The 13571-nt window shown below is 38.1% G+C and carries 21 protein-coding genes; 14 read left to right on the top strand and 7 right to left on the bottom strand.

Annotation, left to right across the window (positions count from 1 at the left end; genetic code table 11):
* Positions 1 to 16: 16 nt before the first annotated feature.
* The 14 genes from rpsH (at position 17) to rplQ (ending at position 7548) form a co-directional block, all read left to right on the top strand.
* Positions 17 to 415 (top strand): 30S ribosomal protein S8, encoded by a 399-nt coding sequence (rpsH, locus tag C8P65_RS01035; protein WP_009391658.1) that lies wholly within the window; start codon positions 17 to 19, stop codon positions 413 to 415.
* Between the two features lie 25 nt (positions 416 to 440).
* Positions 441 to 983, top strand: coding sequence for a 50S ribosomal protein L6 (rplF, locus tag C8P65_RS01040; RefSeq protein ID WP_009391659.1), 543 nt, complete (start codon positions 441 to 443; stop codon positions 981 to 983).
* 11 nt (positions 984 to 994) lie between these two features.
* Positions 995 to 1351 carry a 50S ribosomal protein L18 gene (gene rplR, locus C8P65_RS01045; RefSeq protein ID WP_107780566.1) on the top strand — a complete coding sequence of 119 codons (357 nt, stop codon included), beginning with the start codon at positions 995 to 997 and terminating at the stop codon, positions 1349 to 1351.
* A gap of 6 nt (positions 1352 to 1357) precedes the next feature.
* On the top strand, positions 1358 to 1882 hold the full coding sequence (gene rpsE / locus C8P65_RS01050; protein WP_009391661.1) for a 30S ribosomal protein S5: 525 nt from the start codon (positions 1358 to 1360) through the stop codon (positions 1880 to 1882).
* Between the two features lie 11 nt (positions 1883 to 1893).
* Positions 1894 to 2076: a 50S ribosomal protein L30 gene (gene rpmD, locus C8P65_RS01055; RefSeq protein WP_107780568.1), complete on the top strand. Its 183-nt coding sequence runs from the start codon at positions 1894 to 1896 to the stop codon at positions 2074 to 2076.
* Positions 2077 to 2093: 17 nt separating this feature from the next.
* Positions 2094 to 2546, top strand: coding sequence for a 50S ribosomal protein L15 (gene rplO / locus C8P65_RS01060; protein WP_107780570.1), 453 nt, complete (start codon positions 2094 to 2096; stop codon positions 2544 to 2546).
* Positions 2547 to 2556: 10 nt separating this feature from the next.
* A complete protein-coding gene (secY, locus tag C8P65_RS01065) occupies positions 2557 to 3909 on the top strand; it encodes a preprotein translocase subunit SecY (RefSeq protein WP_009391664.1) in 1353 nt (450 codons plus the stop codon).
* A gap of 8 nt (positions 3910 to 3917) precedes the next feature.
* Positions 3918 to 4133, top strand: coding sequence for a translation initiation factor IF-1 (infA, locus tag C8P65_RS01070; RefSeq protein WP_002675066.1), 216 nt, complete (start codon positions 3918 to 3920; stop codon positions 4131 to 4133).
* A gap of 281 nt (positions 4134 to 4414) precedes the next feature.
* Entirely contained in the window at positions 4415 to 4531 is a 117-nt protein-coding gene (ykgO, locus tag C8P65_RS01075; protein ID WP_002676536.1) for a type B 50S ribosomal protein L36, read from the top strand.
* A 2-nt stretch (positions 4532 to 4533) separates the two neighbouring features.
* Positions 4534 to 4908 carry a 30S ribosomal protein S13 gene (rpsM, locus tag C8P65_RS01080; protein WP_009391666.1) on the top strand — a complete coding sequence of 125 codons (375 nt, stop codon included), beginning with the start codon at positions 4534 to 4536 and terminating at the stop codon, positions 4906 to 4908.
* Positions 4909 to 4921: 13 nt separating this feature from the next.
* On the top strand, positions 4922 to 5326 hold the full coding sequence (gene rpsK, locus C8P65_RS01085) for a 30S ribosomal protein S11 (protein ID WP_009391672.1): 405 nt from the start codon (positions 4922 to 4924) through the stop codon (positions 5324 to 5326).
* 94 nt (positions 5327 to 5420) lie between these two features.
* Positions 5421 to 6026, top strand: a complete 606-nt coding sequence (gene rpsD / locus C8P65_RS01090) for a 30S ribosomal protein S4 (protein WP_095913585.1) — start codon at positions 5421 to 5423, stop codon at positions 6024 to 6026.
* 24 nt (positions 6027 to 6050) lie between these two features.
* The gene (locus C8P65_RS01095; protein WP_009391675.1) at positions 6051 to 7043 is read left to right on the top strand and encodes a DNA-directed RNA polymerase subunit alpha; all 993 of its coding nucleotides are present in this window, start codon (positions 6051 to 6053) and stop codon (positions 7041 to 7043) included.
* Positions 7044 to 7074: 31 nt separating this feature from the next.
* On the top strand, positions 7075 to 7548 hold the full coding sequence (gene rplQ / locus C8P65_RS01100) for a 50S ribosomal protein L17 (RefSeq protein ID WP_095913583.1): 474 nt from the start codon (positions 7075 to 7077) through the stop codon (positions 7546 to 7548).
* Positions 7549 to 7721: 173 nt separating this feature from the next.
* On the opposite strand, the gene C8P65_RS01105 is transcribed toward rplQ, so the two are convergent.
* From C8P65_RS01105 to pyrR, 7 genes are all read right to left on the bottom strand, one after another.
* Complete coding sequence (locus tag C8P65_RS01105; RefSeq protein ID WP_107780571.1) at positions 7722 to 9113, bottom strand: NupC/NupG family nucleoside CNT transporter; 1392 nt, start codon at positions 9111 to 9113, stop codon at positions 7722 to 7724.
* Between the two features lie 15 nt (positions 9114 to 9128).
* The gene (locus tag C8P65_RS01110; protein WP_107780573.1) at positions 9129 to 9740 is read right to left on the bottom strand and encodes a bifunctional nuclease family protein; all 612 of its coding nucleotides are present in this window, start codon (positions 9738 to 9740) and stop codon (positions 9129 to 9131) included.
* A gap of 271 nt (positions 9741 to 10011) precedes the next feature.
* Positions 10012 to 10458 carry a copper resistance protein NlpE gene (locus C8P65_RS01115; protein ID WP_107780574.1) on the bottom strand — a complete coding sequence of 149 codons (447 nt, stop codon included), beginning with the start codon at positions 10456 to 10458 and terminating at the stop codon, positions 10012 to 10014.
* A 13-nt stretch (positions 10459 to 10471) separates the two neighbouring features.
* Positions 10472 to 11935 (bottom strand): sensor histidine kinase, encoded by a 1464-nt coding sequence (locus tag C8P65_RS01120; protein ID WP_107780576.1) that lies wholly within the window; start codon positions 11933 to 11935, stop codon positions 10472 to 10474.
* 24 nt (positions 11936 to 11959) lie between these two features.
* On the bottom strand, positions 11960 to 12316 hold the full coding sequence (locus C8P65_RS01125; RefSeq protein WP_107780577.1) for an SPOR domain-containing protein: 357 nt from the start codon (positions 12314 to 12316) through the stop codon (positions 11960 to 11962).
* Positions 12317 to 12338: 22 nt separating this feature from the next.
* Complete coding sequence (locus C8P65_RS01130; protein WP_107780579.1) at positions 12339 to 13016, bottom strand: hypothetical protein; 678 nt, start codon at positions 13014 to 13016, stop codon at positions 12339 to 12341.
* Between the two features lie 9 nt (positions 13017 to 13025).
* Positions 13026 to 13571 (bottom strand): bifunctional pyr operon transcriptional regulator/uracil phosphoribosyltransferase PyrR, encoded by a 546-nt coding sequence (gene pyrR / locus C8P65_RS01135; protein ID WP_107780581.1) that lies wholly within the window; start codon positions 13569 to 13571, stop codon positions 13026 to 13028.

A 13571-nucleotide genomic window follows, 5' to 3' on the forward strand; every position in this document is an offset into this window, starting at 1 on the left:
TTAAAAGGACAAAATTATGTACACAGATCCTATCGCAGATTATTTAACAAGAATTAGAAATGCTAATAATGCAAGGCATAGAATAGTAGAAATACCTGCTTCAAAACTTAAAAAAGAAATTACTAAAATTCTTTTTGATCAGGGTTTTATTTTGAGCTATAAATTTGAAGAAGGTACTGTACAAGGTACTATCAAAATAGCTTTGAAATATGACAAAGTTACTAAAGAGCCAATTATTAGGCATATAGAAAGAGCTAGCCGCCCAGGACTTAGAAAGTACGCAGGCGCTGATAACCTACCCCGTGTGTTGAACGGCTTAGGCATAGCTATCATCTCTACTTCGCAAGGAGTGATGACTGGCAAAAAAGCGAGAGAGCTAAACATAGGTGGTGAGGTGATTTGTTACGTTTACTAATCAATTAAAAAAAAGACAATAAACAATGTCAAGAATAGGTAAAGCACCCATCAATATTCCTGCAGGAGTTACCGTTACTATAAAAGATAGCGTAGTGACTGTAAAAGGGAAATTAGGCGAATTAACCCAAGAGGTTAAAGACATTGCTGTAAAGCAAGAGGATGGACATTTAGTGTTTGAACCCACTGATAACACCAAAGAACAAAATGCTAAGCACGGTTTATACCGTGCCTTAGTACACAATATGGTGGTAGGTGTATCAGAGGGTTTCACTAAAGAATTAGAGTTAGTCGGGGTAGGGTATCGTGCTACCAACCAAGGTCAGAAATTAGATTTGGCTTTAGGTTTTTCGCACAACATACTTCTTGAATTGCCTCAAGAAATTAAACTTGAGACAGTGAACGAGAAAGGTAAGAACCCTATCATTAAATTAACTTCTCACGACAAGCAACTCTTAGGACAGGTAGCTGCTAAAATACGTAGCTTCCGTAAACCAGAGCCTTACAAAGGTAAAGGTGTGAAGTTCGTAGGAGAAGTATTGAGAAGAAAAGCAGGTAAATCAGCTTAATAGTTAGAACTATGGCATTATCAAAAATACAAAGAAGACAACGTATCAAGAGCAGAATCAGGAAAGTAGTCAGAGGAACTGCAGAGCAACCTCGATTGGCTGTTTTCAGGAGCAATAATGAGATCTATGTACAAATCATAGATGATACCAAAGGGACTACCCTATTAGCGGCATCGTCACGCGATAAAGAATTAAGTGCTGTAAGCGGTACGAAAATTGAAAAAGCAGCTATGGTGGGTAAGGCTATTGCTGAGAAAGCCCTCAAGCAAGGTATTGAGAAAGTATCATTTGATAGAGGGGGCTACCTCTACCATGGACGTGTAAAATCATTAGCAGACGGTGCTAGAGAAGGCGGACTAAAATTCTAATAAACTATGTATCAGAAATATAAAAATGTAGAATATGTGAAACCAAGCGGTTTGGAACTAAAAGACCGCTTGGTAGGGGTACAACGCGTTACCAAAGTAACGAAGGGTGGCCGCGCTTTTGGATTCTCTGCTATCGTAGTAGTAGGTGATGAAAACGGTGTAGTAGGACACGGATTAGGAAAATCAAAAGAAGTATCGGAAGCTATTGCAAAAGCTGTAGAAGATGCAAAGAAAAACCTTGTACGCATTCCGCTAAACGGCACTACTTTGCCTCACGAGCAAAAAGGTAAGTTTGGTGGTGCTCGAGTTTTCTTGCAACCTGCTACAGAAGGTACTGGAGTAATAGCTGGTGGTACAGTACGTGCAGTATTGGAATCAGTAGGTATCCATAACGTACTATCAAAATCGCAAGGTTCTTCAAACCCTCACAACGTGGTAAAGGCTACTTTTGATGCTTTGTTGCAATTGCGTAGTGCAAAAACAGTTGCAGAACAACGAGGAATTTCTTTAGAAAAATTGTTTAAAGGTTAATATTTGTAGCAATGGCAAAAATCAGAGTAACACAAATTAAGAGTAGCATCAAACGTCCTAAAAACCAAAAACTTACTTTGGAAGCATTAGGGCTAAAACGCATCGGCTTTACGGCTGAGCATGAGGCTACCCCGTCCATTCTTGGAATGATAAATAAAGTAAAACACTTAATTTCTGTAGAAGAAGTTAAATAATATTTTTGTACAAAGTTATGAACTTGAGTAATTTACAACCCGCTGAGGGTTCAGTACACAGAGAAGGGAAGCGCGTAGGTCGCGGACAAGGTTCAGGAAAAGGAGGAACCTCTACCCGTGGTCATAAAGGTGCTAAATCACGCTCAGGCTTTTCGCATAAGATTGGTTTTGAGGGTGGACAAATGCCTTTGCAAAGACGCGTACCAAAATTCGGTTTCAAGAACTTTAACCGCAAAGAATACGTAGGTATCAATCTTTCAAAACTACAAGAATTAGTAGATGCTGGAAGAATTGCGGATAAAGTAGATGTAGAAACCTTAGTTCAACTACACATCGTAAAGAAAAACGACTTAGTAAAAATCTTGGGTGGTGGTGAGCTAAAAGCCAAACTAAAAATATCTGTTCATAAGTTTACAGCTGGCGCCAAAGCAGCCATTGAAGCCGTAGGCGGGGAAGCCGTAACCTTGTAAAATCTAATTTATGAAGAAGTTTATCGAGAATCTGACCAACATTTGGAAAATAGAGGAGTTAAAAAATAGAATTATTTTGACCCTCGGAATCCTGTTAGTTTATCGTTTTGGGGCTCATATAGTACTCCCAGGAATTGACTCGGCTCAGTTACACGAGCTAGCAAACAGAACCTCAGGGGGTGGGCTACTTGACATCTTGAATGCCTTTACTGGTGGGGCGTTTTCTAACGCTTCGGTATTTGCACTTGGGATTATGCCTTACATCTCGGCTTCTATCGTAGTGCAATTGATGGGTATTGCGATTCCTTACCTTCAAAAGCTACAGAAAGAGGGCGAGAGTGGGCGAAGAAAGATAAACCAAATCACTCGATGGCTTACGATTGCAATATGTATTGTGCAAGCACCTGTTTATTTATACGGTATCAACCGCTTAGGGGTGCCAGATTCGGCATTCTTGCTTGGCAAAGGTCTCAACTTTATCATACCAGCGGTAACTATATTAGTAACAGGTACTATTTTTGCAATGTGGTTAGGTGAGAAAATCACTGACAAAGGAATTGGCAATGGTATATCACTACTCATTATGGTAGGTATCATAGCACGTTTGCCACAAGCATTTGCTTCAGAAGTTGCTTCGCGATTGACAGCTTCAAACGGAGGACTAATGCTTATCCTAATAGAAGTAATTCTTTGGTTTGTAATTATATTGCTTTGTATATTTCTTATCAAAGCAGTACGACAAATACCAGTGCAATACGCACGAAGAACTGCTGATGGAGGTAGTGCTGCTGTAGAGAAGAATATCTTTGGAGCACGCCAATATATACCTTTGAAACTGAATGCGGCAGGGGTTATGCCTATTATCTTTGCGCAAGCGTTGATGTTTATCCCTGCAACAGTAGCCGGACTATCGCAGTCGGAATTTGCAAAAAGTGTTCAAGCAGCCTTTTCTGATATATTCGGATTTTGGTATAACCTGCTATTTGCAGCTATGATTATACTTTTTACGTATTTTTATACTGCGATAACAGTACCTACTAATAAGATGGCTGATGATCTGAAGAGAAGCGGAGGCTTTATACCAGGGATACGCCCAGGAAAAGAAACAGGAGATTATCTCGACAAAATAATGTCGCTTATCACCTTGCCTGGTTCAATTTGTATCGCTTTGGTGGCTATTTTCCCTTCACTGCTTAAGATTATTGGTATGCAAGATAAATGGGCGTTATTCTACGGAGGTACCTCATTGCTTATCTTGGTAGGGGTTGCGATTGATACAATGCAACAAGTAAACTCATATCTGCTAAATCGCCATTATGACGGTTTGATGAAAACAGGTAAAAACAGAAAAGTAGTATCTTAATTAATTATATGGCTAAACAAGCAGCAATAGAACAAGACGGAACCATTGTAGAAGCCCTTTCGAATGCGATGTTCAGAGTAGAACTAGATAATGGGCACGTAGTGATAGCACACATCTCAGGAAAAATGCGTATGCACTACATCAAACTACTACCGGGAGATAAAGTGAAGCTGGAGATGAGTCCGTACGACTTAAGTAAAGCACGTATCACTTACCGTTACTAAGGTATTAATTAAGAGAATTCTTCAATGATTTTGATGATTAATTTCTCACAGATTTTAAGTGAAAGCTAAAATCTGTGAGGAATTATAATCATAAAATAGAATTTTTATTTGCGACCTTTTTTAAGGGTGAATTATCTGATAATCAGAATATTAATTAGGATAAAACACCTTTAGGGAAGAATGTGCCTAACTAATTGATTGTATTTTTTATAGTGAAAAATATCGCTATTACAAAAAAAAATCGTAGTTTTGCACACTCATATTGATATAAACAAAACGAAATGAAAGTTAGAGCATCAATTAAAAAAAGAAGTTCTGAGTGCATTATAGTACGCAGAAAAGGACGATTGTACGTAATTAATAAAAAAAATCCTAAATTTAAACAACGACAAGGATAATTATGGCACGAATTGCAGGTATTGACTTACCAAAAAACAAGAGAGGGGTTATTGGTTTAACCTACATTTTTGGTATCGGAAAGAGTAGAGCTAAAGAAATTTTAGGCAGAGCTCAAGTAAACGAAGACACTAAAGTAAGCGAGTGGAATGATGACGAAATCAGTCGTATTCGCGAGGTAGTTGCGTCTTATAAAATTGAGGGAGAGTTGCGCTCGGAAGTACAACTAAACATCAAACGTTTGATGGATATTGGTTGCTACCGTGGTATTCGCCACCGTAATGGTTTGCCACTACGTGGACAGAAAACAAAGAATAACTCTCGCACAAGGAAAGGTAAAAGGAAAACTGTGGCTAATAAGAAAAAAGCAACTAAATAATAAGTAGTTAAGTATGGCAAAACAAAATGCAAAACAAAATGCAAAGGTCTCTAAGAAGAGAAAAGTAATCGTAGAGACAGTAGGCGAGGCACACGTTTCAGCTACTTTTAACAATGTGATTGTTTCTCTTACAAATAAGAAAGGAGACGTTATCGCTTGGTCATCAGCTGGTAAGATGGGCTTTAGAGGCTCAAAGAAGAACACGCCTTATGCAGCCCAAGTAGCAGCAGAAGATGCTGCAAAAGTAGCTTTCGATGCGGGTCTTAAGAAAGTAAAAGTATATGTGAAAGGACCTGGTAATGGTAGAGAATCTGCTATCAGAACTATTCATAATGCAGGTATAGAAGTAACAGAAATTATAGATGTTACTCCACTTCCACACAACGGATGCCGCCCACCAAAGAAACGTAGAGTATAATTTCGTTTTTAACACTAATAACAAACAAAGAAAGGTTATTAATTATCGAAGGAATGCCTTAATTCATAATCACCTTTCAGTTAAATAATAAAAAATGGCAAGATATACAGGACCAAAGACAAAAATAGCTCGTAAATTTGGCGAAGCTATCTTTAAAGAAGATAAATCTTTTGAAAGGAAAAATTATCCTCCTGGACAGCACGGTGTAGCACGCCGCAGAGCAAAACGCTCAGAATATGCTATCCAGCTTCAAGAAAAGCAAAAAGCAAAATATACTTATGGAATTCTTGAAAAACAATTCCATAACTTATATGAAAAAGCGAAGAGGAGTAGACACGTAACAGGTGAAGTGCTTTTGCAACTATGTGAATCACGCCTTGATAACGTAGTATATCGTATGGGTATCGCTCCTACTCGTAGCGCGGCACGCCAGTTGGTATCGCACAGACACATAACCCTAAACGGAGAGATTGTAAATATTCCGTCATATTCACTTAAACCAGGGGATGTAGTAGGCGTACGCGAAAAATCAAAATCTTTAACAGTAATTGAGAATTCATTGGCTGCATCAAGTAAAGTATATGAATGGCTTACTTGGAACCCAGAGAAATTAGAAGGTACTTTTGTAGCCGTACCACAAAGAATTCAGATTCCTGAAAATATTAAAGAACAGTTAATCGTAGAGTTGTACTCTAAATAATAAATAAAAGACAGCAGTCAAATTATGGCATTATTTAACTTTCAAAAACCAGATAAAGTTATAATGATTGAATCATCGGATTTCGAGGGGCGATTTGAGTTTCGCCCTTTGGAACCCGGATATGGTTTAACTATTGGTAACGCATTACGCAGGGTGATGCTTTCTTCATTAGAAGGTTTCGCTATTACTTCTGTGAAATTTGATAAAGTAGAACACGAATTTTCTACTATATCAGGTGTCAGGGAAGATGTTACTGAAATCATTCTGAACTTGAAACAAGTGCGTTTCAAACGTCAAGTGGAAGATGTAGAAGAAGAAACCGCTACTATTAGCGTTTCTGGTAAAAAACAATTGACTGCCGGTGATTTTCAAAAGACCCTTTCAGGTTTTCAAATTCTGAATCCAGACCTTGTGATTTGCAATATGGAAACGACTGCTTCTTTCTCAATGACAATTACCATAGAAAAAGGTCGTGGTTATGTGTCAGCAGAGGAGAATGCGAAACCTAACGCAGCTATAGGAGTTATCGCTACAGATTCGATATTTACTCCTGTAAAGAACGTTAAATATTCTATTGAAAATTATCGTGTTGAACAAAAAACAGACTACGAGAAATTAGTCTTTGAAATAAAAACAGATGGTTCAATCCATCCAAAATTTGCTCTTACTGAAGCAGCTAAGACTCTGATACATCACTTTATGTTGTTCTCTGATGAGAGAATAACCTTAGAAGCCGATGAGGTAGCTCAAACAGATGCATACGATGAAGAGTCGCTACATATGAGACAGCTATTGAAAACGAAGCTAATAGATATGGATTTATCTGTTAGGGCACTTAACTGCTTGAAGGCAGCTGAAGTAGAAACTCTTGGAGACTTAGTTTCGTTTAACAAAGCAGACCTTATGAAGTTTAGAAACTTCGGTAAAAAATCTTTGATAGAATTAGATGAATTAGTAGCTAACAAAGGTTTAGTATTTGGTATGGATATATCAAAATATAAATTAGATAAAGATTAACTCGCTCTTGAATTATTTTAATTAAGGAAAAATGAGACACGGAAATAAAATTAATCATTTAGGAAGAAAAACTGCTCATAGAACATCAATGCTTGCTAATATGGCTTGCTCATTGATTGAGCATAAACGCATCAACACTACGTTGGCTAAGGCAAAAGCTCTTAAGATATTTGTAGAGCCTCTTGTGACAAAATCAAAAAATGATACCACTCACAACCGCCGTGTAGCTTTTAGTAAGCTACATAACAAATACGCTGTAACAGAGCTTTTTAAAGAAGTAGCTACTAAAGTAGGCAATCGTCCAGGAGGGTATACCCGTATTATCAAATTGGGTAACCGTTTGGGGGATAATGCTGAAATGGCATTGATTGAGTTTGTAGATTATAACACTACTTATAATACAGCAAAAGTAGCTAAGAAGAAAACTACTCGTCGTGGTAGAAAGAAAGCTGCCACTGAAGAAGTTGCTCAGCCTGCACAGGCTACAGAAGCTGCTGCTGAATAATATAAAGTTGCTAATAAAAGAAAAGGCTGCCTTGATAAAAGGTAGCTTTTTTATTACTAATTGTTTTGTTTTTTCAGATTATGGACAAAGTTGTAGCAGTATGAAACAACTATTTGTGGGATATTAATTTTCGCAATATCTTTGCATCACAAATTTATGAAGGATCTCTTAGATTATCCGATAATAGTACCTGCAATAGTTGCTGATAGCAATGATGCTAAGGTGCCGCCTAAAACTGCTTTTAGGCCGAATTCTGAAAGGGTTTTGCGTTGGTTAGGGGCGAGGGCTCCAATGCCTCCTATTTGAATGCCTATAGAGGCAAAGTTAGCAAATCCGCAGAGCATATAGGTAGCAATCATCACTGATTTATTGTATAACAAATGAGGTTCACTAGTTAGGTCTTTTAGAACCCCTAATTGTGTATAAGCTACAAACTCAGAAGAAGCGAGTTTAATACCAAGTAGTTGCCCCATTAGCATTACGTCTTCTTTACCAATACCTATCAGCCACATTACGGGAGAGAAGATAGTGCCGAGTATCATTTCGAGAGATAATCCACTTTGATAAGGAGTATTGGCTGCAATTATATCATTAAGAGTGGTTAAATTGCCAATCCAGTTGAAAATGCAGTTTATCATCGCGATAAGTGCTACGAATACAAGTAACATAGCCCCTACGTTGGCAGCTAATTTTAGTCCGTCAGTGGTGCCATTAGCTATAGCATCGAGTATGTTAGAACCTACATTCTCCATTGATACGTGAGAGTCATTAGAGAACTGCTCTGTTTGTGGGCATAATATTTTAGAAATAACAATAGCACCAGGCGCGGCCATTACTGAAGCTGCTAATAGATGTCGAGCAAAAAGCAATCGCATCTGTGGGTCATCACCTCCTAGATATTGTATGTATGAAGCCATTACACCTCCTGCTACAGTAGCCATTCCACCAATCATCACAAGGAGGATTTCAGAGCGGGTCATTTTGGGTAGGTAGGCTTTAATCATCAGAGGGGCTTCGGTTTGTCCTAAAAATATATTGCCAGTTACAGATAGACTTTCTGCTCCGGAGATGTTTAGTAGCTTAGAAAGTGCCCATGCCATTGCTTTTACAACTATTTGTATTACCCCTAAGTAGAAAAGTAGAGAGGTAAGGGCGGAGAAAAAGATGATAGTAGGCAATACTTGAAAGACAAATATGTAGCCGAAAGATTGAGTGTCGAGTAGATTGCCTAATAAGAATTGGCTACCAGCACGGGTGAAATCGAGGATTAGTACGAATATACTCCCCACAGCATCAAAACCTTTCTGTATAAAATTGACTTTTAAGATACCTACAGCGATACATAACTGTAATAATAAGCCAATACCTACAGTGCGCCAATTCACAGCACGGCGGTTATTGCTAAAGAGATAAGCTATGAGGAGAATGGCTACCATTCCTAATGCACCACGCCATAAGCCTTCTATTGTGAATCCTTGGCTTTCAATAAAATTGGCGGGTTGAGCGTTACTTATCGCTGGAGAGAGGAAGAAGAGACTTCCTAAAGTAATTGTTAGTTCTTTCATCTATAATATAATTGTTTAAAAAGTACTGTTTCGTTTAGAAATTTCGTCACGGATGTGAGCGGCAATCTCATAATCTTCGTTCTCAATACAATCATTAAGCATCTTTTTAAGCTCTGTTAGTGAGTATTTAGAATAACGATTTCTGGTGCCATCGTTTTCCTCTTCTATATCATCTAAAGAGGGGCTCACAGGGTTTTGATTTTCCTCATTGAGGAGGGGAATGTAGATGCCGGCTTTTTGCACAATATCTTTATAGGTATAGATAGGGGCATTAAATCGGAGTGCGAGAGCAATAGCATCGCTGGTGCGGGCATCAATAGTACGCTCTTCACCATTCTGAATACATAGCATATTAGAATAGAAAATTCCTTCCTCTAACTTGTAAATTACGACTCTTTTCACTTTGATATGAAAAGCATCGGCGAATATTTTGAAGAGGTCGTGAGTAAGAGGTCGAGGAGGAATAATATTCTTTTCAAGCTCTAACGCAATTGACTGGGCTTCAAAGGCACCTATTACAATAGGAAGTTTTAAATCAGACTCTAATTCGTGCATTATCAGTACAAAGGCATCGTTTTGAGATTGATTGTATGAAATTCTTTTAATAAAAAGCCGTACTAAATCCATTGGTATATTGCCAGTCTAAAGTTGGAATTGGGCTGTAAAGATACTACAAAAAAAGATAACTACCAAAGATTTTGAATGTTATTTTCATAAGAAAGTACGAAGAGGTTGTTAAAAAAGTTAATTCTAAAAGTTTGGAGATAGTATATTCTTAGGCAAAAAGTGAGATTTTTATAATATGTATGTATTAGAAAATGAGGTAGTTATGATAATGAAAGTAGAATATAAAAAAGCTGCTCCCTCAAAGAAGGAGCAGCCTTGTGCTAACGAAGCTCTATTGCTGTTGTATTTGCTTAGTAAGGGTGTATTGAGCAGCCATTTCAGGCTCTTTGCCGTCTTCGCCCACTAATATAATGCTACTGTCAGACTTCAGAAGGAAATAAGATTTTTCACCGCTTTCAGAAGTAAGGGTAAGGATATTTTCATTCTTAGTTACTTTACCTTCTTCTTTAGCACGAAAGTCCTTAGAGGCACACTCTTCTTGTTTCACATAAGTGTCATCAGCGTAGAGATGAATAACAGTAGCCATTCCACCACAATCAGCAGCTGGAAGTGTTCCTACATAAGTAGTTATTACTTCAGGGATTTGTTTCTCATCAGCAGGGGTGGTCATCATAGCGCTTTCAGTGGTGTTGGTCATCGTATTGTTTTGAGACCCATTGTTTTGGCAAGCAGCAAATAATAAAGCGATTGCTCCTAATGTTAAAATGTTTTTCTTCATAAATATAATGTTTTTATGTTTGATTCGTTCTCAAAAAATGTGCCAATACAGCTGTAAATTCGCTTCCTTTTCCCACTTCAGAAGTAAAAGAGATAGTACCTCCATACGAAAGAATGATATTTTTTACCATTGCTAAGCCTAAACCACTGCCGCTAGTTTTGGTGGTAAAACGAGGTTCAAAAATTTTATCTCGGTCAGTTTCGCTTATACCTATGCCATTGTCTTTTACTTTTAAGGTAATGCAGTCATTGTCTTTGTACAGCGACACTTCTATACGCGGCATTGGGGTATTTTCAGTAGCTTGCATAGCATTTTTCACTAAGTTGGTAACCACACGCCCTAGTTGGTCACGGTCAAAAACAGCTGTGATATCGCTGTCAGAATACGTAAAATGGATATAATCAGTATTAAAAATATCTAAAGTGCGCTTGATAACGGGTACAAAGTTGAAGTTTTCGTCATTTTTAGCAGGCATATTAGTAAGGGCTGAAAAAGCGGTTGAAATATTGCTAAGAATGTCGATTTGCTGAATAAGTGATTCACAAAATTCGTTAGTGAGCTCACTTGATTGGGTTTCTCTGTTGGCTTTTCGCTGGAAACTTTGCACCGATAGACGCATAGGTGTTAGCGGATTTTTGATTTCGTGGGCTACTTGTTTTGCCATCTCTCGCCACGCCTGTTCACGCTCCGACTGCGCTAAGAGAGCCTTGCTATTCTCAATCTCATCAATCATAGCATTATAGGCACTTACTAATTCAGAAATTTCGGCAGGAGCAGACTTAAGGGTTATTTTCTCATTACGTGATAGTAGGCGAGTTTTATCTAACCGTTGTTCAATGGTTTTTAATGACTTAGTGATATATTTAGAGATGAAATAAGCCACTATAAGGGCTACAATAAGCAGTGAAAAATAGACAATAGCAAGGTTGTATAACGAACCTTCTAAAGCGCGCTCATTGAAAGTATCATTCTCAAAATAAGGAATGCTAAGGATAGCAATGGGCTTAAATTGTAGATCAGTAATATAGCTATAAGAAGTTTGGTAGCCTCTGCCTGCCACCTCGTGATGCTCTGCAATACGTTTATTTAGGGTAGAAGAGAGCTGCTGAAGCACTGAGGGAGGAATGAAAAAAGCATCTTGGTCAGGTGAAAGGGATGCTTTAGAACTTTTTAGCAAGATACCGTCGAGGTCGTAGAGAGCAAAGTTTAGGTTTTGGATATTGGCAATAGTGTATATGTCCTCTCTGAAAATGAGAGGAATATAAGGGGTCTCGACAGGGAAAGTTGTTTGAGAGAATACGTATTGTATCTGCATCTTTATTTGGTTCTCCTTGTCAATCAGACGCTCATCGTGGTACTCAAGTGCTTGCTGACGGTATTGCCCTACTAACACGAATGCTAAAAGAGCAAATGACACCAACACTAAGAGTGTCATACTCAAGAAAATCTGGAAGCGCAGTGAATTCTTCTTAAACATAATATTCCCCTCTTATAAAGAAGCTTATTTTAACCCTACTACAAAAGCTGCTGGGTAAGTCTTTTTGATTTCAAAAAGGTTTTTTTCTGCTTCCAAACGGGTGCGGAAGCTCCCTACACGTACTTTGTAATTAGGTGATTCAAATGATAGAAGCACAGGGTACTGCTTAAAGGTATTTTTAGCTTCTAAAAGGGTTTTGTTGGCTTCAGTGATATTGCCGTTGTAAATCTGCACTTGAAAAGCACTTTCATTTCGGGCTACTTCTTTTTTTAGTTCCATTGCTTCAGCAATGTTTGCTTCTTGATTGATAGTTACTTGTGCATAGCCGCCAGCAACGCATAGTGTAAATAAGGTAGTAGCAATCAAAAGATTTAGTTTCATAGATAATTGAATTTTTTAAAGGTTATTTCGTTTTTTTTATTTTCCAATATAGTTTGTTAAACACAAAGCCTGCCATAAATAACAGAAAGAAAAAGAGAAAAGTATTTCCTAATATCTTAAAGTTGATAGGCTCTGATTGTGGCACATAGATAATTTGCCCGTTAGCAGTACTCACTAATCCTAAAAGGGTAATGAGTAGGCTGACTAAGAAATGGAGCTCCAAACGCAGGTCTTTTTCAGGTAATAGCTTACGGATACCAAAGGCTCCTAAGATGATAAACACAAGTGAAATCACGCCTACTCCTATAGCTATTTGTTCAAAGGATACTCCTGTATAGTAAAAAATGCATTGGGTGAGTATGTAGAACAAAGCAGGGAAAATAAGCAAGTTAGGGTACCATTGCAGTATTTTATTCCATCGACTTTCTTTTCCTTTAAAAATACTGCGCAATGAGGTAAAGCAAAACGCCATACATACTGCAGTCTCTATGGTGAGTAGTACCGTTATATTGCTCAATACACGAGGGTTGTTGAGCATAGCCTCTAAGGTTACTTGCGATTGTTCAGAAGCAAAATCTGTAGAGAGCCATACAAATAGGAAGATAATACTACCAAACAAGGCTGTTTGCCACACTTTCCAGAAGCTGAGCTTTAGCACCAGATTGATAACTATAAAGGCGGTGAGTATTGCTATTACCATAATAATCTGCTATTTATCAATTACATATACAGCGTCTTCTCCTTCTTTTTCTTTCCAATGTACCACTACCCGTTCTTGGTTGATAGCATCTACTTGCTTACCGCTGTAGTCAGGCTGTATGGGCAGGTGCCTACTGAAGCGTCTGTCAATAAGCACTAATAGTTCTATTTCGGCAGGTCTACCAAACGATTGAATAGCTGATAGGGCAGCCCTAATACTTCTTCCGGTGTATAACACATCGTCTATAAACACTACTTTCTTATCTTCTACAATAAAATCAATAGCGGTAGAGTTTGCTTCTAAGGGGCGTGCATTACGCCTAAAATCATCGCGGAAAAAGGTAATGTCGAGTATCCCAAAAGGAATATTCGTTATTCCGTATTCTGTGGTGAGTAGTTGCAGCAAACGCTTAGCTAATGAGGTACCACGTGGCTGGATACCGATAAAAACAGTATTAGCAAAATCGCTATGGTTTTCTATCAGTTCACACGCTAAGCGGTGCAGCATTATCTTTATCTCATTCTCTGTGAGTATTTGTTTCTTATAGGTGTTCAT

Origin of the sequence: Capnocytophaga leadbetteri, assembly GCF_003054025.1 — a bacterium.
GTDB classification, from domain to species: Bacteria; Bacteroidota; Bacteroidia; order Flavobacteriales; family Flavobacteriaceae; genus Capnocytophaga; species Capnocytophaga leadbetteri.